Origin of the sequence: Pseudomonas gorinensis (genome assembly GCF_042015035.1) — a bacterium.
Taxonomy (GTDB): Bacteria; Pseudomonadota; Gammaproteobacteria; order Pseudomonadales; family Pseudomonadaceae; genus Aquipseudomonas; species Aquipseudomonas gorinensis.
On record NZ_CP167125.1, the window covers coordinates 1,890,450 to 1,912,850 of the forward strand.

Genomic DNA, 22,401 nt, shown 5'->3' on the forward strand with positions numbered 1-22,401 from the left:
TCAACACCGGGAGCCCAACCCCATGGCTGAAATTCTCACCTTGCGTGATGCGGTCAAGCGCTTCGTGAATGACGGCGATACCGTCGCCCTCGAAGGCTTTACCCATCTGATCCCTACGGCGGCAGGTCATGAAATCATTCGTCAGGGCAAGAAAGACCTGACGCTGGTACGCATGACGCCTGACCTGATCTATGACCAGTTGATCGGTGCCGGCTGCGCACGCAAGTTGATTTTCTCCTGGGGTGGCAACCCCGGCGTGGGGTCCTTGCACCGCCTGCGTGACGCGGTCGAGAAGCAATGGCCGCAGCCGCTGGAAATCGAAGAACACAGCCACGCCGACCTGGCCAATGCCTACGTCGCCGGTGCCTCTGGCCTGCCGTTCGCGGTACTGCGCGCCTACGCCGGTTCCGACCTGCCCAAGGTCAACCCGCTGATCAAGACCGTCACCTGCCCCTTTACTGGCGAAGTGCTGGCGGCGGTGCCATCGGTGCGTCCGGACATCACCGTGATCCACGCGCAAAAGGCTGACCGCAAGGGCAACGTATTGCTCTGGGGCATTCTCGGCGTGCAGAAGGAAGCGGCCCTGGCCGCCAAGCGCTGCATCGTCACCGTGGAAGAGATCGTCGACGACTTGAACGCGCCGATGAACAGCTGCGTGTTGCCGACCTGGGCCCTGACTGCGGTGTGCCATGTGCCCGGTGGTGCGCATCCGTCCTACGCCCACGGCTACAACGAGCGTGACAATCGTTTCTACCAAGCGTGGGATCCAATCGCCCGCGATCGTGGGACCTTTACCGCCTGGATCGATGAATACATCCATGGCACTGCCGACTTCAGTGAATTCCAGACCAAGCTGGCTACCGCGCAGGAGGCCAAGTAATGGCTTACTCGACCAACGAAATGATGACCGTCGCCGCCGCCCGCCGCCTCAAGAACGGCTCGGTATGCTTTGTGGGCATCGGCCTGCCATCCAAGGCGGCCAACCTGGCGCGCCTGACCTCGTCGCCGGACGTGGTGCTGATCTACGAGTCCGGTCCGATTGGCGCCAAGCCCAGCGTACTGCCCCTGTCTATCGGTGATGGCGAGCTGGCGGAAACCGCTGACACGGTCGTGCCGACCGGTGAGATTTTCCGCTACTGGCTGCAAGGTGGGCGCATTGACGTGGGCTTTCTCGGTGCAGCCCAGGTCGACCGCTTCGGCAATATCAACACCACCGTGGTCGGTGACTACCACCAGCCCAAGGTACGCCTGCCGGGTGCCGGTGGCGCGCCGGAAATCGCCGGCTCGGCCAAGAGCGTGCTGATCATCCTCAAGCAGTCGTCGCGTTCGTTTGTCGACAAGTTGGACTTCATCACCTCCGTCGGCCACGGCGAAGGCGGCGATTCGCGCAAACGCCTGGGCCTGCCGGGTGCCGGCCCCGTCGGAATTATCACCGACCTGTGCATCATGGAGCCGGAAGAGGGCACCCATGAGTTCGTGGTCACGGCGCTGCACCCTGGCGTTACCCGCGAGCAAGTGGTGGCGGCCACCGGTTGGCCCATCCGCTTTGCCGACCGGGTGGATACCACTGAGGAACCCACCGAGGTCGAACTGACCGCGCTACGTGATCTGGAAACTCGCACCGCCGCCGCCCACGGCCAAGCACCGGGAGAAGCCTGATGCGTGACGTCTTTATCTGTGATGCGATTCGTACCCCTATCGGCCGGTTTGGCGGGGTCTTGGCCACGGTGCGTGCCGATGACCTGGCGGCGCTGCCGATCAAGGCACTGATCGAACGCAACCCTTCGGTGGACTGGAGCGCGGTCGACGAAGTATTCCTCGGCTGCGCCAACCAGGCGGGTGAGGATAATCGCAACGTCGCACGTATGGCGCTATTGCTGGCGGGCCTGCCTTCAAGCATTCCCGGTGTGACCCTCAACCGGCTGTGCGCCTCGGGCATGGATGCGATCGGCACCGCGTTTCGTGCGATTGCCAGCGGTGAAATGGAGTTGGCGATTGCCGGCGGCGTCGAGTCGATGTCCCGTGCGCCCTTCGTGATGGGCAAGGCCGATGCAGCGTTCTCGCGCAGCATGAAGCTGGAAGACACCACCATTGGCTGGCGCTTTATCAACCCATTGATGAAGGCCCAGTACGGTGTCGACGCGATGCCGCAGACCGCCGATAACGTCGCCGATGATTACCACGTGTCCCGCGCCGACCAGGACGCCTTTGCCCTGCGCAGCCAGCAACGTACCGCTGCCGCCCAGGCGGCCGGGTACTTCGCTGAAGAAATCGTGCCGGTGCGGGTCGCCCATAAAAAAGGCGAAACCGTGGTCGATCAGGATGAGCACCCACGCGCAGACACCACCCTGGAAACCCTGGCGCGGCTCAAACCGGTGAACGGCCCGGACAAGACCGTCACCGCCGGTAATGCTTCTGGCGTCAACGACGGTGCCGCCGCGCTGATCCTGGCATCCGCCGACGCGGTGAAAAAACATGGCCTCACTGCCCGCGCTCGTGTATTGGGCATGGCCAGTGCCGGTGTCGCACCCCGGGTCATGGGCATCGGTCCGGTGCCGGCGGTGCGCAAGCTGGTGGAACGCCTGGGCCTGGCGGTTACCGACTTTGACGTGATCGAACTCAACGAAGCCTTCGCCAGCCAAGGCCTGGCGGTGCTGCGTGAATTGGGCATCGCTGACGACGCGCCCCAGGTCAACCCGAACGGCGGCGCTATCGCCCTCGGCCATCCCCTGGGCATGAGCGGTGCACGGTTGGTGTTGACGGCTTTGCACCAGTTGGAAAAAACCGGTGGCCACAAAGGCCTGGCGACCATGTGTGTGGGCGTCGGCCAAGGCTTGGCCCTGGCGATTGAACGCATCTAATAAGAGAGGACAGCTCCATGACTGATAAGCCCGGTTACCGGCGCCCGCAAGCGGGCACCCAACCTGAGTACCTGCACCCGCCCTACCAGTCGACGAACCTGCGTTCGCCGTCCAAGCCGTTGGTGTTCCTGCCCCATTCGCTGTCGGAAATAACCGGCCCGACCATCGGCGCCGAGCGAGTCAGCGAGAAGGATAACGACCTCACCGCCCAACACGACGGCGAGCCCCTGGGTGAACGCATCATCATTCACGGTCGCGTGGTGGATGAAAACGGCCTGCCGGTGCCGGGCATCCTCGTGGAGATCTGGCAAGCCAACGCTGCCGGTCGCTACAACCACAAGCGCGACCTGCACGACGCGCCGCTGGACCCGAACTTCACCGGCACCGGGCGCACGGTTACCGACGCCGACGGCTGGTACCAGTTCCAGACCATCAAGCCCGGCGCCTACCCGTGGGGTAACCACCACAATGCGTGGCGCCCTGCGCATATCCACTTTTCGCTGTTCGGGTCGAGCGTGCTGACGCGCCTGGTCACGCAGATGTATTTCCCCGGCGACCCGCTGCTGGAATACGACCCGATCTACAACTGCGTGCCGGACACCAGCGCCAAAGAGCGCCTGATCGCGCGTTTCGATCTGGAAAAAACCATTCCTTCCTATGCCCTCGGCTACCGCTGGGACATCGTCCTGCGTGGCCGTGATGCCACGCCGATGGAGAAATGAGATGACACTCAATGCGACCACGTCCCACACCGTCGGGCCGTATTACCACATTGGCCTGACCTGGCTGAATCGCGAAGCCCTGGCCAACGCCGACACCCTCGGCGAACGCGTGGCGATCAGCGGGCAGGTGGTGGACGGCAACGGTGATGTCGTCAACGACGCCATGCTCGAAGTCTGGCAGGCCAATGCCGCCGGCAAGTACGACCACCCGGAAGATGAGCAGGACAAGGCTGTCGATCCCAACTTCGAAGGTTTTGGCCGCGTACCGGTGGACGCCGAAGGGCGGTTCCGCTTTACCACCATCAAGCCGGGCAGTGTGCCGGGGCTGAAAGGCACCACCCAGGCGCCGCACCTGGTGGTGCTGGTGTTTGCCCGTGGCCTGGTGAAGCATTTGCTGACGCGGATCTATTTTGACGGCGAGGCGTTGAACGGGGATGACCCGTTGCTGGCGTGTGTGCCTGCCGAGCGGCGGGGTACCTTGATTGCCAAGACCGATGCGGACGGTGTGTATCAGTGGAATGTGATTTTGCAAGGGACAGATAAGGAAACGGTGTTTTTCGATTATTGAGTCGCTTGTCAGGGCCCTATCGGGGGCAAGCCCCCTCCCACATTTGATAGGCGGCGCGGTCAAAATGTGGGAGGGGGCTTGCCCCCGATAGGGCCGGTTCAGGCACTGAGTACTCAAATGTCTGCTTGCGGAACATGGTTGTTGCAAAGTATGTCTAGGCTATAACCGTTCCCACTGAGTGAAAAAACATGACAGCAACGACAAGTCACTACACCGGAGAAGAACGCAGCAAACGGATCTTTGCCATCGTCGGCGCTTCCTCCGGCAACCTCGTCGAATGGTTCGACTTCTACGTCTACGCCTTCTGTGCCATTTACTTTGCCCCTGCGTTTTTCCCCTCGGACGACCCTACGGTCCAACTGCTCAACACCGCTGGCGTATTCGCCGCCGGGTTCCTGATGCGACCCATCGGCGGCTGGCTGTTTGGCCGGGTTGCCGATAAGCACGGGCGCAAGAATTCGATGATGATCTCGGTGCTGATGATGTGCGCCGGCTCCCTGGTCATCGCCTTCCTGCCCACCTACAAGGATATCGGCGCCTGGGCGCCGGCCTTGCTGCTGGTGGCGCGGCTGTTCCAAGGCTTGTCGGTGGGGGGGGAATACGGCACCACCGCAACCTACATGAGTGAAGTCGCGCTCAAGGGCCAGCGTGGGTTCTTCGCCTCCTTCCAGTACGTGACCCTGATCGGCGGGCAACTGCTGGCGGTGTCGGTGGTGGTGATCCTGCAACAGATCCTCAGCGAAGAGGAACTGCGCGCCTGGGGCTGGCGCATTCCGTTCGTGATTGGCGCCATCGCGGCGGTGATCTCCCTGCTGCTGCGTCGCAGCCTGAAGGAAACCACCAGCAAAGAAATGCGTGAAGACAAGGACGCCGGCAGCATCGCCGCGCTGTTCCGTGACCACAAGGCCGCGTTTATCACCGTGCTCGGCTACACCGCCGGCGGTTCGCTGATTTTCTACACCTTTACCACCTACATGCAGAAGTACCTGGTGAACACTGCCGGGATGCACGCCAAGACCGCCAGCTACATCATGACTGGCGCGCTGTTCCTGTACATGTGCATGCAGCCGCTGTTCGGCATGCTGGCTGACAAGATCGGCCGGCGTAACTCGATGCTGTGGTTCGGCGCCCTGGGGACCCTGTGCACGGTGCCGATCCTGCTCAGCCTGAAAACCATCAGCAGCCCGTTCCTGGCGTTTGTATTGATCACCCTGGCCTTGGCCATCGTCAGTTTCTACACCTCCATCAGCGGCCTGGTGAAAGCTGAAATGTTCCCGCCACAAGTGCGCGCCCTCGGCGTGGGCCTGGCCTATGCGGTGGCCAACGCGATCTTCGGCGGCTCGGCGGAATACGTAGCCTTGGGCCTCAAATCCATGGGCATGGAAAACACCTTCTATTGGTACGTCACCGGCATGATGGCGGTGGCGTTCCTGTTCAGCCTGCGCTTGCCAAAACAGGCGGCGTACCTGCACCACGATCTGTAAGGGACGAGTTATGACACTGCGCACGAGCAACCAATTGTTCGACGCTTACTTCACCGCCGACAGCATGGCCGAGGTGTTCTGCGACCAGGGACGCTTGCAGGGCATGCTGGATTTCGAAGCCGGGTTGGCGCGGGCCGAGGCCCGGGTTGGGTTGATCCCGCAGGCCGCCGTGGCGCCGATTGCCCAGGCGTGCCTGGCATCGCTGTATGACGTGGATGCCCTTGGGGTGGCGATTGCCACCGCGGGTAATTCGGCGATTCCCTTGGTGAAGGCACTGGGCAAGTTGATTGCCGCTGAAGACCCGAGTGCCGAGCGTTATGTGCACCTGGGGGCGACCAGCCAGGACGTGATGGACACCGGCCTGGTTTTGCAGTTGCGGCGCGCGGTGGCACTGATCGAAGCGGACTTGGTGCGCTTGGGCGACGTTCTCGCCGCCCAGGCGCAGCGTTATGCCGCCACACCGCTGGCCGGGCGTACCTGGCTGCAGCACGCGACGCCGGTCACCCTGGGCATGAAGATCGCCGGTTGGCTGGGAGCGGTGACGCGCAGTCGCCAGCGCCTCACGCAACTCAAGCCACGCCTGCTGGTGCTGCAGTTCGGCGGCGCCTCGGGCACATTGGCCGCGCTCGGCGTCCAGGCCATGCCGGTAGCCGAGGCCCTGGCCGCCGAATTGCAACTGAGCTTGCCGGAGCAACCCTGGCACACCCAGCGTGATCGCCTGGTGGAACTGGCCAGCGTGCTCGGTTTGATCGCCGGCAGCCTCGGCAAGTTGGGACGGGATCTCAGCCTGCTGATGCAGACCGAAGCGGCGGAAGTGTTCGAGCCATCGGCACCGGGCAAAGGTGGCTCGTCAACCATGCCCCACAAACGCAACCCGGTGGGCGCCGCTGTGCTGATCAGCGCCGCTACCCGCGTGCCCGGCCTGGTGGCGACGATGTTCAGTGCCATGCCCCAGGAGCACGAACGCAGCCTGGGCTTGTGGCACGCCGAATGGGAAACCCTGCCGGAAATATGCCGACTGGTCTCCGGCGCCTTGCAACAGGCGTTACTGGTGAGCGAAGGCTTGGAAGTCGACCCCGAGCGCATGACGCACAACCTCGACCTGACCCAGGGCCTGGTGCTGGCCGAAGCCGTCAGCATCGTATTGGCCCAACGCCTGGGCCGCGATACCGCGCACCATCTGTTGGAGCAATGCTGCAAGCGCGCCGTTGCAGAAGGTCGCCACCTGCGTGCGGTACTGGCGGACGAAGCGCAGGTCACTGCCGAACTCTCGGCGGCTGAACTGGACCGCTTGCTCGACCCGGCGCATTACCTGGGCCAGGCCCATACCTGGGTCAGCCGCGCTGTCACCGAACACTTTGCATTGACTGCCTGAGGAGGCCACTGTGGCATTTGTACAACTCGCCGAAGGCGAACTGCATTACCAACTGGACGGGCCTATCGACGCACCGGTACTGGTGCTGTCCAACTCACTGGGCACCGACCTGCACATGTGGGACATCCAGATCCCGGCCTTTACCCAGCATTTTCGCGTACTGCGTTTTGACACCCGCGGGCATGGCAAATCGCTGGTCACCGAGGGGCCCTACAGCATCGAGCAGCTTGGCCACGATGTGATCGCGCTGCTGGATGCGCTGGATATTCAGCGCGCTCATTTTTGCGGGCTATCCATGGGGGGCCTGATCGGCCAATGGCTGGGGATTAACGCAGGCGAGCGTTTGCAGCGCCTGGTGGTGTGCAACACCGCTGCCAGCATCGGCACGCCGGAGATCTGGAACCCACGGATCGAGATGGTCCTGCGCGACGGCGCGGCAGCCATGGTGGCCTTGCGCGATGCATCGATTGCACGCTGGTTCACCGCCGATTTTGCGACGGCCAACCCGCACCAGGCCAAGCAGATCACCGATATGCTTGCCGCGACTTCGCCCCAAGGTTACGCGGCCAACTGTGCCGCCGTGCGTGATGCGGATTTCCGTGAGCAGTTGTCGAAGATCAAGGCGCCCACCCTGGTGATTGCCGGTACCGAAGATGCCGTCACCCCACCGGCCGGTGGTCACTTTATCCAGCACCATGTGCAGGGCGCCGAGTACGCCGAGTTCTACGCCGCGCACCTGTCCAATGTGCAGGCCGGCGCTGCATTCAGTGACCGGGTGATCAAATTCCTGCTGGCCCGCTGAGGCCGCTGTTGTGGCGAGCGGCTTGTTGTGGGGGCTTGCTGTGGCGAGCGGGCTTGCCCCGCGTTGGGCTGCGAAGCAGCCCCAATACGGACGCCGAATTATTTCAGACAGACCGTGGCACCTGATGTGGGGCCGCTTCGCGCCCCAACGCGGGGCAAGCCCGCTCGCCACAGGTGATCGAGTTGAAATCTAATTGAACCAGGAGTTTTTTGTGGACGAGAAACAACGTTATGCCGACGGCCTGCAAGTGCGCCGCGAAGTGTTGGGCGATGCGCATGTCGACCGCAGCCTCAACGCCCTGACTGAGTTCAACAGCGAGTTCCAGGAAATGATCACCCGCCACGCCTGGGGTGATATCTGGACCCGCCCGGGCCTGCCACGGCATACCCGCAGCCTGATCACCATTGCCATGCTGATCGGCATGAACCGCAGTGAAGAACTCAAGCTGCACCTGCGCGCCGCCGCCAGCAACGGGGTAACCCGTGCCGAGATCAAGGAAGTGCTGATGCAGAGCGCGATCTACTGCGGGATTCCGGCAGCGAATGCCACGTTTCACCTGGCGGAGTCTGTATGGGATGAGCTGGGTGTCGAGTCGCGGGAGTGATCAGTGGGCGTCGGCATCCCATACCCAATTCCATACGCCCGGCAGATGCACCGGTTCGTTCACATCCTTGACCGTACGCGCTAGCGCCGCGCGTTCCAGCACGGCATGGTCGGTGTAGAACGGTTCGGCGGCGGTCTTGATACCGTTGATCCGCGCGCTGTCCATCAGGATCTGCAGGTACTCCTGCAGATGCCGCGCGGTGTAGCGGTTGATGTCGTGGAAGGTCACGACCACCGGTATCACGCCGTCCACCGTTGGCAGTTCGCCCAGGGCAATACGTTCGCGCACCACTGACAGTTGCCGGTACAGGTTGGCGCGGCGCCGTGGGCTGGCGTTGAAGCCCCAGATCTTGCCGTCGTTGGCGCTCAAGTCGGTCAACAGCACCTGCATGCCATGGCGCTGGTAGGCGGCATAGGTGCGTCGGTCGTAGTTCCAGAATGGTGGGCGGACCAGGGTCGGCGGCGTGCCGGTGATCGCGGCGATGTCGGCTGCGCCCTGGCTGAGGGTGCGTTCCAGCTCTGCATCGCTCAGCCAGCGATGGTTGGTGTGAAAAGCCGTGGCCGTGTGGAACGCCAGGACATGGCCACCCGCGTATTCACGCTCCATGGTCTTGCGGCCCCGCGCACTGCCACCGGAGCGGGCCGCTTCGGTCTGCAGGAAGAACACCGCCTTGATGCCCGGTAACACCGGGTTGTTTGCCAGGTCAGCCAACACTGAACGGCTTGGGTTGTTGTAGCCCGAGGCGCTGGGCCCGTCATCGAAGGTCAGCAGGAAGCGGATCGGCGCCTGGGCTTGCAGGCGCTGTTCGGTCTGCGGTGTCAGGGCGATGGGCGCACTGATGCAGCCGCCGAGGCTCAAGGCCAGGCTCAGTAGGAGGGAAGCGAGGACGAAGGATTTCATGGTGTGGGCTGGCTCGTCTGGAGGCCGCCATTGAGTGAACTCAGTGGCGGCAGGCGCGCACCATACCGTAAGTACGGCGCCGGTTTACAGCAGACTTATCGGGTAGCTGACGATCAACCGGTTTTCATCGAATTCGTTGTTGCTGTAGTCGCGGCGCATGCTGGAATTGCGCAAGCGCATATTGAGGTTTTTCAACGCGCCGCTCTGCACGGTATAGCCCAGTTCGGTCTCGCGGCCCCATTCCTTGCCGTCGGTGATCGTGCCGGTGTGTACGTTGCTGCCGCTGATATAGCGGTTCATCAGGGTCAGGCCGGGCACGCCGAGGGCGGCGAAGTTGTAGTCGTGACGTACTTGCCAGGACTTCTCTTGGGCGTTGTCGTAGCTGGAGTTGTAGCTGTCGTTGGCCAGGGTGCCGCCGCTGGTGCCGTTGACGCGCATCCACGCGCTGTTGCCGGTGAGTTTTTGCAGGCCGACGTAGAAGGTGTTGCCGCCGTACTTGGCGGAGAACAGACCGGACCAGGTTTTGTTGTCCAGGTCGCCTGCGCGAGCGCTGCCGTCGTCCTTGCCATAGAAGAACCCGAGGTTGGCGCCGAGGGTCCAGTCGCCAATGGGCTGGCTGTGGATCAGGTTGACGAACTGCTGGCTGTAGATGTCCTTGAGCTGGGCGTTCCACAGGCCGATCTGGGTGCGTTTGTCATTGAACAGGTATTCGCCGCCCTGGAAGTTGAAGCGGTCCGAGGTGAACGCGGCTTTGCCGAACATCGACATGTCGCTCATGCTGCTGTCGTCACGCGGGCTGTTGGCGCGGAACTGGCCGCCGTAGAGGGTCAGGCCGTCGATCTCTTTGGAGGTGATCTGCCCGCCACGCAGGGTTTGCGGCAGCGAGCGGCCGTCGTCGGCGCGCAGGATCGGCAGCACCGGCATCCACTCGCCGACCTTCAGTTCGGTCTTGGACATACGCGCCTTGAACGCCACGCCCAGACGCCCGAATTCATCCGCAGGGCGGCCATCGTGGTCCAGCGGCAACAGCTGGGTGCCACCCGTACCGCGTCCGCCATCGAGCTTGAGCGAGTACAAGCCCAGCACATCCACGCCAAACCCTACGGTGCCCTGGGTGAACCCGGATTTGGCGTCGAGAATGAAACTCTGCGTCCACTCCTGTGCACCGCCCTGGGCCTTTGTAGGGTTGGTGTAATTGCGGTTGAAGAAGAAGTTGCGCAGGTTGAGGTTGGCATTGGCGTCTTCCAGGAAACCGTGTTCTTCGGCGGCGACGGGAAGGGCAAGGCTGGCGACAGCGGTAGCCAGCAACAGCTGGCGAGGGTGGAAAGTGCTCATGGCGTTGGACCTGTTGTTATTGGGGGTTATGCAGGTGGCGGCCATGGTGCGGGGCGTTGTGGGGGCGATGAAAGTGGGGCTGGGCGGGTTTTGGGCGATGATCGAACGCAAGTTGCCGGGCGCTGGGGCCCGGCATTTGCGGGTTATCGTTTGGGCAGGTCGAAGTGGGTCCAGGGCACCGCCGGCAGGTAGTGTTGCGCCGCGACGATCAGCGCCACCATCACCACCAGGAACACCACTTGCAGGGGGCTCCAGAAGGCCCAGTGCAAACCGTTCAGCCACGGGTAGCCTTCGCTGAATTTCTGGCTCATCTGACCGATACGCGTCTTGTGCAACAGGTTGATCAGGACCATGCCCGCGTAGGTGAACATGCCCAGCACGCCGAGCATCAAGCCGCAGGCCACCAGCATGATCGCCTGCGGTACCCCGTGGCGAATGATCAGCCAGTAGCCATTGGGGTTGATTCGCTTGGGGATCAGGTACTGGCTCAGCCACACATCCAGAACCCGATAGGTTGAACTCATCCCGGCCCACATTTGGGTGACGCGAAAGCCAACGGCCGCCGGCACGAACGCCATCAGCATGAAAATGACCAGCGACATCCCGTCCATTCTGTCTGGCTTAGCGTGGGCGATGCTCAGGCCAAGCCCCAGGGCGAAGATGGCCCACAGCCGGATAAACACCTGGGTGTAGATCGGCCGGGGCACGAATTTGCGCCAGAAGAACAGATCGCTGTGGGGCAGTCGTTCAGCCAACTGCGGGTAACGCCAGGTCAATACCTGCGCCAGGTGCTGGCAGGCGTTCCATTCGTTTTCGCCAAAGCCGTCGATCATGCGTTTGTGTTGCGTGGCCGACATGGGCGTCAGCAGTAGACGCGCCGCCAACGCATCCGGGGATGTGCGCCGCAGATCCTGAGCCTTGTCCTGCAGGTTGGCAAAGAAACTTTCCTGCTCGCAACGCGACACCAATTCGCGCCACATCCACGCCGGTTCCGGGTACACGCCTTTCTCGTCGTCCCAACCGAATGCCTGGCACACGCGCTCGAACAGCGGCACGCTCCATTGGGTGTCATGCAGCAGGTGCAGGACGATGCGCTGCCACTGCTGTTGCAGGTCGAACACCCGCAGCCAGGGCTGGTTGGTGTATTGAGTGAGCTGGGTGATGAACTCGCGCTCGGCCTTTTGCTCCAGCAGTTCCTGCAGGGTGCGGCGGTAGTCTTGCAGCAGCTCGCCGGTCAGCGCTTCGTATTGCCACGGGGTCATGGCCACCTGCTGCCAGGGGGTCAGCCATTCCAGGTGTTGCACGGCCCAACCGACGATGGCACTGCGTTCGCCCGGTGCTTCGAAACAATGGCGCAACAGCCCGGCCTGGAATGCATCGGTGCAGCCCTGTTGCCGAGCCTGCGCCCAGCGTTCATCGAGGTTGTGCGCGTTAAGGCCGCCAAGTAATGCCTGCGCCGCGTCCGGTGTGGGGGCTTCGAGGGGCGCGGGGGTGACGGGGCTGACGTCCATCAGTTCGGCCAGGTCGTTCAGGTTTCCGTAGACCGCTTCGGCCACGGGCGCCTGGACGCGTTCTTCCCCTTCGTTATCAGCCCGCCAGCGTGCTTCACTCAACGCGTGTTCATAGGCTTCGCGCAGGCGCTGGAAGCCTTGGGCATCGTCGTCCGGGCGGCAGCTTTTGAGCAGCCGCGCATAGCTGCGCTTGATGCTGCGCTCGTCGGCGTCATCCGGCAGTTGCAGTACGTTCCAGCAATCCATCGGTATTCCCTCAGCGCCAGAACCCGTTGTCGAGTTGCTCAAGTTGACGGGTCAGTTCGCTGCGGGCATCGCGGATGCGGCGTTCGTCCTGGGTGTCGAGTACCTGCTGGAACTGCGCCGCCCAATGCCCGAGCTGTTCGCGCAGTTCGCCGAGGTTTTCCTGGTAGAGCCGTTCGAGGCGGGCGACGAGCACGGTGTTGACCTGCTGGTCGCGTGGGTGAACCTTCAATTGCGCCAGGGCTTGCAGGCGTTGCTGGATCTCCTGCGGGCTGAGCACGCCGGGGTTGTTCTCGATCACCAGTGAATGCTGCTCGCCGGTCAGCGGGATATTCACCTGGGCTTCCAGCAGGCCGTTGTTGTCGTAGGTGAAGCGCACGTCCAGGGAGACCTCGCCGGCCTTGCGCTTGGGCACAGGAATATCCAGTTGGCCCAGCTCGATGTTGTCTTTGACCAGGCGGCTTTCGCCCTGGTAGATCTTCAGCAGCACGTGGGTCTGGTCATCGCGCAGGGTGACCACGTTTTTGACCCGGCTGACCGGCACGCTGCTGTTGCGTTCGATCAATGGCAGGTAATGGCCGCTTTCGATATAGCCGCCGTACTGGTTCGAGATTTCGATGCCCAGGGTGTAGGGGCACACGTCGGTCAGCACCACTTCTTCGAGGGCGGCGGAGCGCGCCTTGAGTGCGGCCTGGATCGCCGCGCCGTGGGCCACCACCTGATCGGGATCGAGGCTGATGGAAGGGAAGCGCCCGAACAGGCCAGCGGCGAGCTTACGTACCAGGGGCATGCGCGTGGTACCGCCCACCAGCAGGATTTCATCCAGGTCGCCGACCCGGATCCGCGCGTCGCGCAGGGCGCGTTCGATCGGTGCGCGCAGGCGTTCCAGCAGTGGCGTGTAGAGCTTGGCCAGTTCCTGCTGGGTGATGGTCTTCACCCATTGCTGGCCGTCGACGCGCAGGGCGAATTCGGCGCTGTCATCCTGGCCCAGGGCTTTGCGCACGCGCTCGGCTTCGCGGCGCAGGGCTTGCAGCACAGTGCTGGTGGGCGGGAAACCCGTGGCGTTACGTTGGCTGTCGACAAAGTGTTCGAGCAACAGGGTGTCGAAGTCTTCGCCACCGAGGAAGTTGTCGCCGGCGCTGGCGCGTACTTCCATCACCCCGTCGAACAGCTCGATGATCGACACGTCGAAAGTGCCGCCGCCCAGGTCGAAGACCAGGAACGAGGTTTCTTTATCACGTTGATGCAGGCCGTAGGCCAAGGCCGCGGCGGTCGGTTCGTTGATCAGTTTTTCAACGTTGAGCCCCGCCAGTTCACCGGCGATGCGCGTGGCCTTGCGTTGGCCGTCGCTGAAGTAGGCGGGCACGCTGATCACCGCGTCTGTGACGGTTTGGCCGTAGGTGCGCTCGATGTCTTCCTTGAGGCTTTTGAGCACCAGCGCCGAGAGTTCTTCGGGGCGGAACGAGCGGTCGCCCAGGCGCACTTCGGTGGCGCTGCCCATGTAGCGCTTGAACAACGAGGTCGTCAGGTGCGGGTGGGTGTGCAGGCGCTCTTTGGCGGCCTGGCCTACCAGGACACGGCCTTGGTCGTCCAGCCCGACCACGCTTGGGGTCAGCAACTGGCCCAGGGCATTGGGCACCATTTCGGCGGCATCACCGCGCCAGACTGCAGCGAGACTGTTAGTGGTCCCCAGGTCGATTCCTACGATCATTACGACAAGCTCCCTCTGTGGTCTGTAAGAATCTGTGACAGATTTTACCCTGAAAGGTTGAGCGGAAAGCAAGGCGGGAGAGCGTGGGGACGAGTGCGATTATGGTGCTGAGCCCGCTCGCCACAAAACATTCCGGTTAGAGCAGGCACCGATGACCAGGCATAAAAAAACCGCTTCCTGCGAGGGAAGCGGTTTTGTTTTACAGCGCTGCTATCAGAACAACTTCAGCTTCGGCGCTTCTTCTTTCAACGGCTCGTTCTTCGCCGTCTGCTCGTTCCAACCACCGCCGAGGGCCTTGTACAGGTTGACCTCGCTGGTCAGTTGCGCAAGGCGATCGGTGATCAGCGATTGTTCGGCGCTGAACAGTTGGCGCTGAGCGTCGAGGAACGTCAGGTTGCTGTCGACACCGATGCGGTAGCGACGCTCGGCCAGGCGGTAGTAATCCTGGTTGGCCGCGACGAAGCCGCGTTGGGCATCCAGTTGCTGCTTGTAGGTCTCACGTGCGGCGAGGCCGTCGGAGACTTCCTGGAAGCCGGTCTGGATCGCCTTCTCGTAGTTGGCCACGTTGATCTCTTTCTGGATCTTCGAGTAGTCCAGGCTTGCGCGCAGGCTACCGGCGTTGAAGATCGGGATGTTGATCTGCGGAGCAAACGACCAGGTACCCGAACCGCCCTTGAACAGGCCGCCCAGGGTCGGGCTTGCGGTACCGGCGCTGGCGGTCAGGCTGATGCTTGGGAAGAACGCTGCACGGGCCGCGCCGATATTGGCGTTAGCCGCCTTGAGGTTGTACTCGGCCTGCACAATGTCGGGACGACGTTGCAACAGGTCCGAAGGCAAACCAGCCGGCACTTCGCTGAGCAGGTCATCCGACAGCGGCTTGCTGGCGAGATTCGCTGGCAGCCCGGTGCCCAGCAGCAGGGTCAGGCTGTTTTCGTCCTGGGCCACCTGGCGGGTGTAGCGTGCCAGTGCCACGCGGGCGTTTTCCACCGAGGTCCGCGCCTGGCTCAGGTCGAGAGCCGAGGCCACGCCAACTTCGTTGCTGCGCGAGGTGAGCTTGAAGCTCTGCTCGTATGCGCCCAGGGTGTCCTGGGTGAGCTTGAGCAGTTCCTTGTCGGCCTGCCAGGTCAGGTAGGCGTTGGCCACGCTGGCCACCAGGCTGATCTGGGTACTGCGCCGTGCCTCTTCGGTGGCGAAGTACTTTTGCAGGGCTTCTTCGCTCAGGCTGCGTACGCGACCGAACAGGTCCAGCTCATAGGAACTGATCCCGAGGCCGGCCGAGTACTGGCTGGCGATAGTCGCTTCGCCGCTCTGCGACAGCTTGGCCGGGGTGCGCGAACGGCTGCCGCTGCCTGTAGCCGACACAGCGGGGAACAGATCAGCACGCTGGATCTGGTACTGCGCGGCATAGGCGTCGATGTTCAGGGCCGCGACACGCAGGTCACGGTTGTTCACCAGTGCGGTCTGGATCAGCTGTTGCAGGGCAGGGTCATGGAAAAACTGCTTCCAGCCCTGCTCGGCAGCGGCCTGGCCCGGCGCCTGGGCCGACGAATACGCCGGCCCTTGTGGGAACTGAGCTGCCACCGGCGCTTCGGGGCGCTGGTAGTCAGGGATCAGCGAGCAGCCACTGAGCACGAATGCCGTGACCGCCAGGGAAAGTAGCGACTTGCTCATTGGCCAGCCTCTTTAGGGGTTTCAGTAGTAACAGTCTTTTTACGCTCGCCAGCAGCGGACACGGTTGCGAAGAACAGTGGCACCCAGAAGATCGCGAGCACAGTTGCGGTGATCATACCGCCAATTACGCCGGTACCGATTGCATGCTGGCTGCCCGAACCCGCGCCCGTGGACACGGCCAGCGGCAGTACGCCGAGCATGAACGCCATGGACGTCATGATAATCGGGCGCAGACGCATGCGGGACGCTTCGATGGCAGCCTCGACGATACCTTTGCCCTGCTCATGAAGTTCCTTGGCGAACTCCACGATCAGGATGGCGTTTTTCGCCGCCAGGCCCACCGTTACCAGCAAGCCCACCTGGAAGAACACGTCGTTGGACAGGCCGCGCAGGCTGGTGGCGATCAGAGCACCGATGACACCCAGCGGTACCACCAGAATCACCGCGATCGGGATCGACCAGCTTTCGTACAGTGCCGCGAGGCACAGGAACACTACCAGCAGCGACAGGGCGTACAACGCAGGTGCCTGGGAGCCGGACAAACGTTCTTCATACGACAACCCGGTCCACGAATAACCAACACCCGCTGGCAGGTCCTTGGCGATACGCTCGACTTCCGCCATCGCGTCACCGGTGCTGTAGCCCGGTGCCGGAGTACCGAGGATTTCCATCGCCGCTACACCGTTGTATCGCGAGAGCTTCGGCGAACCGAAGATCCACTTGCCCGACGAGATGGACGACAGCGGCACCATCTTCCCGGAGGTGCTGCGCACGTACCATTTGTCCAGGTCTTCCGGGGACATACGGCTGGCGGCATCGCCCTGTACATACACCTTCTTCACACGACCACGGTCGATGAAGTCGTTGATGTAGCTGCCCCCCAAGGCAATTGCCAAGGTCTGCTGGATGTCTGCCAGGCTGATGCCCTGGGCACTGGCTTTCTCGTCATCGACGCTCAGCTCGTACTGCGGCTCATCGTTCACGCCGTTGGGACGCACGCCTGCGAGGATCTTGCTTTGGGCGGCCGCACCGAGGAACTGGTTACGCGCTGCCATCAGCTTGTCGTGGCCGACGCCACCCTGGTCTTGCAGGAACACGTCGAAACCGGTGGCGTTACCCAATTCCAGAACCGAAGGCGGCACGATGGCAAATACCATGGCGTCCTTGAAGGCACCGAAGAAGTAGCCCTGGGCACGCTTGGCCACTTCAAACACCGACTGGGTCGCGTCACGCTCGTCCCACGGCTTGAGCATCACGAAGGCGAGGCCCGAACTCTGGCCACGGCCGGCGAAGTTGAAGCCGTTTACGGTAAATACCGACTTCACGGCCTTGCCTTCGCCTGGCTCGCCTTCCTTGTCGTTCAGCAGGAAGGCACGCATATCGTCGATGACTTTTTGTGTGCGTTCAGCCGAAGAGCCGACGGGGGTCTGCACCTGGGCAAAGATCACACCCTGGTCTTCATCGGGCAGGAACGCACTTGGGATACGGGTGAACATCCAGATCATGCCCAGCAGGATCAGCGCATACACCAGGAACGCTGGAACCTTGTGCTTGATCATGGAACCGACGCCGCGCTCGTACTTCTGTACGCCGCTATCGAAGGTGCGGTTGAACCAGCCAAAAAAGCCGCGCTTGGGTTGGCCGTGCTTTTCCGGATCGATCGGCTTGAGCATGGTGGCGCACAAGGCCGGGGTGAAGATCAGGGCAACCAGTACCGACAACGCCATGGCCGAAACGATGGTGATGGAGAACTGTTTGTAGATCACACCGGTGGAGCCGCCGAAGAACGCCATCGGCAACAGGACCGCCGACAGTACCAGGGCAATACCCACCAGGGCGCCCTGGATCTGGCCCATGGATTTGACCGTCGCCTCCTTCGGCGACAGGTGCTCCTCGGCCATGACCCGCTCGACGTTTTCGACCACCACGATGGCATCGTCCACCAGCAGGCCGATGGCCAGGATCATGCCGAACATGGTCAGGGTGTTGATGGTGAAGCCGAATGCCGCGAGGATCCCGAAGGTACCCAGCAATACCACCGGTACGGTCATGGTGGTGATGATGGTGGCGCGGAAGTTCTGCAGGAACAGGAACATCACCAGGAACACCAGCACGATCGCTTCGACCAAGGTGTCAACCACACCGGAGATCGACTCGGTCACGACCGGCGTGGTGTCATAAGGCACCACGGCCTTCATGCCAGGCGGGAAGAACGGTTCCAGCGATGCCACGGTGGCGCGGATGGCCTTGCCAGTGTCCAGGGCGTTAGCACCCGCCGCCAGCTTGATTGCCATCCCGGATGCCGGCTTGCCGTTGAACTGCGCACTGATGCTGTAGTTCTGGCCGCCCAGTTCGATACGGGCAACGTCGCCCAGGCGAACCTGCGAGCCGTCGGCGTTCACCTTCATCAGGATCTTGGCGAACTCATCTGCACTTTGCAGGCGTGTCTTGCCAATGATGGTGGCGTTCAGCTGAGTGCCGGGCAGGGCGGGCAGGCCACCCAATTGGCCAGTGGCAACCTGGACGTTCTGGGCCTGGATGGCGTTGCTGACATCCACCGGCGTGAGCTGGTAGTTGTTCAGCTTGGCCGGGTCGAGCCAGATACGCATGGCGTACTGCGAACCGAAGACCTGGAAGTCACCTACACCCGCAGTCCGGGAAATCGGGTCCTGGATGTTGGACACGATGTAGTTGGACAGGTCGTCCTTGGTCATGCTGCCGTCTTCCGACACCAGGCCGATCACCATCAGGAAGTTCTTCACTGACTTGGTTACGCGGATACCCTGCTGCTGCACTTCTTGCGGCAGCAGTGGGGTCGCCAGGTTCAGCTTGTTCTGCACCTGGACCTGGGCGATGTCCGGGTTGGTACCCTGGTTGAACGTCGCAGTGATGGTCATGCTGCCGTCGGAGTTACTGTCCGAGGCGACATAACGCAGGTTGTCGATACCGTTGAGCTGTTGTTCGATGACCTGCACCACGGTGTCCTGCACGGTTTGTGCAGACGCGCCTGGGTAGGTCACCTGGATGTCGATGGCGGTTGGCGCAATGGCCGGGTACTGGTTGATGGGCAGCTTCAGGATCGAAAGTGCCCCGACCAGCATGATCACCAGGGCAATTACCCAGGCGAAAATGGGACGGTCGATAAAAAATTTCGACATGGATTACTCCCCTTTGCCAGCAGCGGCAGCAGGAGCAGCGGTGCCAGCGGGCTGGGCGTTGCCGGCGTCCTTGACCTTGACTTCGATGCCCGGCTTGATGAATTGCAGGCCTTCGGTGATCACACGGTCACCGGCGTTCAAGCCTTTTTCCACCAGCCAGTAGGCACCCGTCGTACGGTTGGCCACCAGTTCACGTTGCTCGACCTTGTTGTCGGCATTGACGATCAGCGCTGTCGGGGTGCCCTTGAGGTCGCGGGTCACGCCTTGCTGCGGCGCCAGGATGGCCTTGCTGTTCACGCCGGCTTGCAACTGGGCATGTACGAACATGCCCGGCAGCAGGGTGTGGTCAGGGTTGGGGAACACCGCGCGCAGGGTCACCGAGCCGGTGGTCTGGTCGACCGACACTTCGGAGAACTCCAATTTACCGTCCAGGCCGTAGCTGCTGCCGTCTTCCAGGGTCAGTTTGACCTTGGCGGCGTTGGCGCCGGCTTTCTCCAACTGGCCGCTTTCCAGGTCGCGGCGCAGTTTCAGCATTTCAGCCGAGGACTGTGTGACGTCGACATAGATCGGGTCCAGTTGCTGGATCACGGCCATGGCATCGGCCTGGCCATTGCTGACCAGCGCGCCCTCGGTCACCGAGGAACGGCCAATACGCCCGGAAATCGGCGCGAACACCTTGGTGTAGCGCACGTTGATCTGGGCGGTTTGAACGTTTGCTTCGGCGGTCATGCGGTTGGCGACAGCGGTGTCGTATTCCTGACGGCTGACGGCTTGTTCGTCGACCAATTGCTTGTAGCGATCCGAGATCGACTTGGTCTGCGTCAGGCTGGCTTGTGCGCTTTTAAGGGTGGCCTCATAGACCGAGGGATCGATCTGATAAAGCTGCTGGCCTTCTTTCACATCCCCGCCTTCCTTGAACAGGCGCTTGAGGATGATGCCACTGACCTGAGGGCGAACTTCCGCGATGCGGTAGGCGGTGGTGCGGCCTGGCAGCTCGGACGTCAGGGTGAAGGCTTGCGGTTGAAGGGTGACCACGCCGACCTGAGGAATTTGAGCGGGCGGAGCCGCCTCTTCCTTTTTACATCCGCTGAGCAGCGATGCCAGGGCGACGGCAGTGACCAGAGCGGTAACAGCTGGCTTAAGTTGCATGAAGATCCTCGGGTCAGGCGCGCAGGGTGCGCACAAGAAGTGTGGAAGGGTAAAAAACAGGTTGTGAGTAGATAAGTAGCTTGCTACGCAATATACTTACGTTCATGGTTGTTTGTAAACTCTTGACAGGTTTCGCGCAATGTTGACAAAGCAACGCCCAAAGCCTCGATTCTAGTACGTTCGGCGCCCATGACGGTGTCGTCCCACAATTTATTCAGATGATCGTTACCGCCTATTAAAGCCGCGTTACCGATAGTCTCAAGTATCCCGATTGAGGTTTTACTGCCATGGTTCGTCGCACCAAAGAGGAAGCTCAGGAAACGCGCAACCAGATTCTCCAAGCCGCCGAGCATGCCTTTTACGAGCGCGGTGTTGCGCGGACCACGCTGGCGGATATCGCGGCGTTGGCCGGGGTGACGCGGGGCGCCATCTATTGGCATTTCAGCAATAAGGCCGATTTGTTGCAGGCGATGCTGGAAACCCTGCACGAGCCCCTGGATGAATTGGCGCGCGCCAGTGAAAGCGAGGATGAGGTTGACCCGTTGGGGTGCATGCGCAAGTTGCTGATTCATCTGTTTCATCAAGTGGTTCTGGACCCGAAAACCCGACGCATCAATGAGATTTTGTTTCATAAGTGTGAATTCACCGATGAAATGTGTGACATGCGCCGCCAACGCCAGACCCACACCCTCGAATGCAACCTGCGCATCGGCCTGACACTGCGTAACGCGGTGAACCGCGGGCAACTTCCGGAAAACCTCGACACTGTCCGAGGGGCAGTGTGCCTGCATGCCTACATCGACGGGCTGCTCTGGCAATGGCTGCTGGTGCCTGACAGCTACGCGTTGCATCAGGAGGCAGAGCGTTGGGCCGACATAGGGTTGGATATGCTGCGCCTGAGCCCTAACCTGCGCAATTAAGACAAAATGTGTAATTGCGTCAGATTGTGTCAACAGTAAAGCGTAAGGACAGTCAATCGTCCTTCTGCCTGATTGATGGAGTGACTTTATATGCGGGCTGGCGGGCGGTTGATAGGTAGCCGCCTAAGTATTTTGTAGCGATTTTGTTTCGGTTCTGTGAAGCAATGTAGCCAGAACCTGCACGCAGCCAACAATGAGGGAGGGGGCTTGCCCCCGATGGCAGTGGTTCAGTCAACACATACTGTGACTGACGCACCGCCATCGGGGGCAAGCCCCCTCCCTCATTTGGTCTTAGGTTTCGGCCGATTACAGCGGCAGGGTCGGGTAGTCGATGTAACCAACTGGCCCTTTGCCGTAGAAGGTTTCCGGGTGCGCTTCGTTCAACGGCGCATCGGCCTTCAGGCGAGCCGGCAGGTCCGGGTTGGCAATGAACGGTATGCCGAAGGCCACCGCATCCGCCTTGCCCGAGGCCAGCCAGGCATTAGCGCTGTCCTTGGTGAAACGTTCGTTGGCGATATAGGGGCCGCCGAAGGCTTTTTTCAGTTGCGGGCCGAGGCTGTCGGCACCTTCCTTTTCACGCGAACAGATAAAGGCGATGCCTCGCTTGCCCAGTTCGCTGGCGACGTAGGTAAAGGTTTCCGCCAAGTTGTCGTCACCCATGTCATGGGCGTCGGCGCGGGGGGCCAGGTGCACGCCCACACGGCCGGGGCCCCAGACTTCGATGGCGGCATCGGTCACTTCCAGCAACAGCCGTGCGCGGTTTTCCAGGGAGCCGCCGTATTGATCGGTGCGCTTGTTGGTGCTGCTTTGCAGGAACTGGTCGAGCAGGTAGCCGTTGGCGCCATGGATTTCCACGCCGTCGAAGCCGGCGGCCTTGGCGTTCTCGGCACCGGTGCGATAGGCGTCGACGATGTCGGCGATTTCAGCGGTTTCCAGCGCGCGTGGTGTCGGGTAGTCGGCCAGTGGGCGCACCAGGCTGACGTGGCCTTTAGGCTGGATGGCGCTCGGGGCAACCGGGGTCTCACCGTTCAGGTAGGACTCATGGGAGATGCGGCCAACGTGCCACAGTTGCAGGAAGATCTTGCCGCCCGCGCCATGCACCGCCTTGGTCACATTGGCCCAGCCGCGCACCTGGTCGTTGGACCAGATGCCCGGGGTGTCCGGGTAGCCCACGCCCAGCGGCGTCACGGAGGTGGCTTCGCTGAGGATCAGCCCGGCGGAAGCCCGTTGCACGTAGTACTCAGCCATCAGCGCGTTGGGTACGCGGCCGGCATCGGCACGGCAGCGGGTCAGTGGCGCCATGATGATGCGGTTCGACAGTTCCAGGTCGCCCAGTTTGATCGGATCGAAAATAGTCGTCATGGGATAACACCCTTCTGTTTGAAGT

Annotated in this window: 18 protein-coding genes; 10 read left to right on the forward strand and 8 right to left on the reverse strand. The window is 62.0% G+C overall.

Annotated features, from left to right (window positions below):
• Positions 1-22 precede the first annotated feature (22 nt).
• From AB7933_RS08575 to pcaC, 9 genes are all read left to right on the forward strand, one after another.
• On the forward strand, positions 23-880 hold the full coding sequence (locus AB7933_RS08575) for a CoA transferase subunit A (protein WP_024073905.1): 858 nt from the start codon (positions 23-25) through the stop codon (positions 878-880).
• Positions 880-1,659: a CoA-transferase subunit beta gene (locus tag AB7933_RS08580; RefSeq protein WP_024073906.1), complete on the forward strand. Its 780-nt coding sequence runs from the start codon at positions 880-882 to the stop codon at positions 1,657-1,659. The genes AB7933_RS08575 and AB7933_RS08580 overlap by 1 nt, the downstream gene beginning before the upstream one ends.
• Entirely contained in the window at positions 1,656-2,861 is a 1,206-nt protein-coding gene (gene pcaF / locus AB7933_RS08585) for a 3-oxoadipyl-CoA thiolase (protein ID WP_173860578.1), read from the forward strand. Before AB7933_RS08580 ends, pcaF begins: the two co-directional genes overlap by 4 nt.
• Positions 2,862-2,878: 17 nt before the next feature.
• Entirely contained in the window at positions 2,879-3,583 is a 705-nt protein-coding gene (gene pcaH, locus AB7933_RS08590) for a protocatechuate 3,4-dioxygenase subunit beta (protein WP_024073908.1), read from the forward strand.
• A 1-nt stretch (position 3,584) separates the two neighbouring features.
• The gene (gene pcaG / locus AB7933_RS08595; RefSeq protein WP_024073909.1) at positions 3,585-4,151 is read left to right on the forward strand and encodes a protocatechuate 3,4-dioxygenase subunit alpha; all 567 of its coding nucleotides are present in this window, start codon (positions 3,585-3,587) and stop codon (positions 4,149-4,151) included.
• Positions 4,152-4,339: 188 nt separating this feature from the next.
• A complete protein-coding gene (locus tag AB7933_RS08600; protein WP_024073910.1) occupies positions 4,340-5,635 on the forward strand; it encodes an MFS family transporter in 1,296 nt (431 codons plus the stop codon).
• Between the two features lie 10 nt (positions 5,636-5,645).
• Complete coding sequence (locus tag AB7933_RS08605; protein ID WP_024073911.1) at positions 5,646-7,010, forward strand: 3-carboxy-cis,cis-muconate cycloisomerase; 1,365 nt, start codon at positions 5,646-5,648, stop codon at positions 7,008-7,010.
• A 10-nt stretch (positions 7,011-7,020) separates the two neighbouring features.
• Positions 7,021-7,812: a 3-oxoadipate enol-lactonase gene (gene pcaD, locus AB7933_RS08610; protein ID WP_024073912.1), complete on the forward strand. Its 792-nt coding sequence runs from the start codon at positions 7,021-7,023 to the stop codon at positions 7,810-7,812.
• Positions 7,813-8,023: 211 nt separating this feature from the next.
• The gene (gene pcaC / locus AB7933_RS08615; RefSeq protein WP_024073913.1) at positions 8,024-8,416 is read left to right on the forward strand and encodes a 4-carboxymuconolactone decarboxylase; all 393 of its coding nucleotides are present in this window, start codon (positions 8,024-8,026) and stop codon (positions 8,414-8,416) included.
• Here pcaC and AB7933_RS08620 read toward each other — a convergent pair whose 3' ends face one another.
• The 7 genes from AB7933_RS08620 to AB7933_RS08650 all read right to left on the reverse strand — a co-directional run bounded on the left by AB7933_RS08620 (position 8,417) and on the right by AB7933_RS08650 (position 20,094).
• Positions 8,417-9,316 (reverse strand): polysaccharide deacetylase family protein, encoded by a 900-nt coding sequence (locus AB7933_RS08620; protein ID WP_024073914.1) that lies wholly within the window; start codon positions 9,314-9,316, stop codon positions 8,417-8,419.
• Between the two features lie 84 nt (positions 9,317-9,400).
• Positions 9,401-10,651, reverse strand: coding sequence for an OprD family porin (locus AB7933_RS08625; RefSeq protein ID WP_024073915.1), 1,251 nt, complete (start codon positions 10,649-10,651; stop codon positions 9,401-9,403).
• A 143-nt stretch (positions 10,652-10,794) separates the two neighbouring features.
• Positions 10,795-12,408 carry a J domain-containing protein gene (locus AB7933_RS08630; RefSeq protein ID WP_024073916.1) on the reverse strand — a complete coding sequence of 538 codons (1,614 nt, stop codon included), beginning with the start codon at positions 12,406-12,408 and terminating at the stop codon, positions 10,795-10,797.
• Between the two features lie 10 nt (positions 12,409-12,418).
• Positions 12,419-14,116: a molecular chaperone HscC gene (locus AB7933_RS08635; RefSeq protein WP_024073917.1), complete on the reverse strand. Its 1,698-nt coding sequence runs from the start codon at positions 14,114-14,116 to the stop codon at positions 12,419-12,421.
• Between the two features lie 213 nt (positions 14,117-14,329).
• Positions 14,330-15,787, reverse strand: a complete 1,458-nt coding sequence (adeC, locus tag AB7933_RS08640; RefSeq protein ID WP_024073918.1) for an AdeC/AdeK/OprM family multidrug efflux complex outer membrane factor — start codon at positions 15,785-15,787, stop codon at positions 14,330-14,332.
• Positions 15,784-18,945 (reverse strand): efflux RND transporter permease subunit, encoded by a 3,162-nt coding sequence (locus AB7933_RS08645; RefSeq protein ID WP_024073919.1) that lies wholly within the window; start codon positions 18,943-18,945, stop codon positions 15,784-15,786. The genes adeC and AB7933_RS08645 overlap by 4 nt, the downstream gene beginning before the upstream one ends.
• Positions 18,946-18,948: 3 nt before the next feature.
• Positions 18,949-20,094, reverse strand: coding sequence for an efflux RND transporter periplasmic adaptor subunit (locus tag AB7933_RS08650; RefSeq protein ID WP_024073920.1), 1,146 nt, complete (start codon positions 20,092-20,094; stop codon positions 18,949-18,951).
• 287 nt (positions 20,095-20,381) lie between these two features.
• Here AB7933_RS08650 and AB7933_RS08655 point away from each other — a divergent pair, with 287 nt between their 5' ends.
• Entirely contained in the window at positions 20,382-21,014 is a 633-nt protein-coding gene (locus AB7933_RS08655; protein WP_024073921.1) for a TetR family transcriptional regulator, read from the forward strand.
• A gap of 306 nt (positions 21,015-21,320) precedes the next feature.
• On the opposite strand, the gene AB7933_RS08660 is transcribed toward AB7933_RS08655, so the two are convergent.
• A complete protein-coding gene (locus AB7933_RS08660) occupies positions 21,321-22,376 on the reverse strand; it encodes an alkene reductase (RefSeq protein ID WP_024073922.1) in 1,056 nt (351 codons plus the stop codon).
• Positions 22,377-22,401 lie beyond the last annotated feature (25 nt).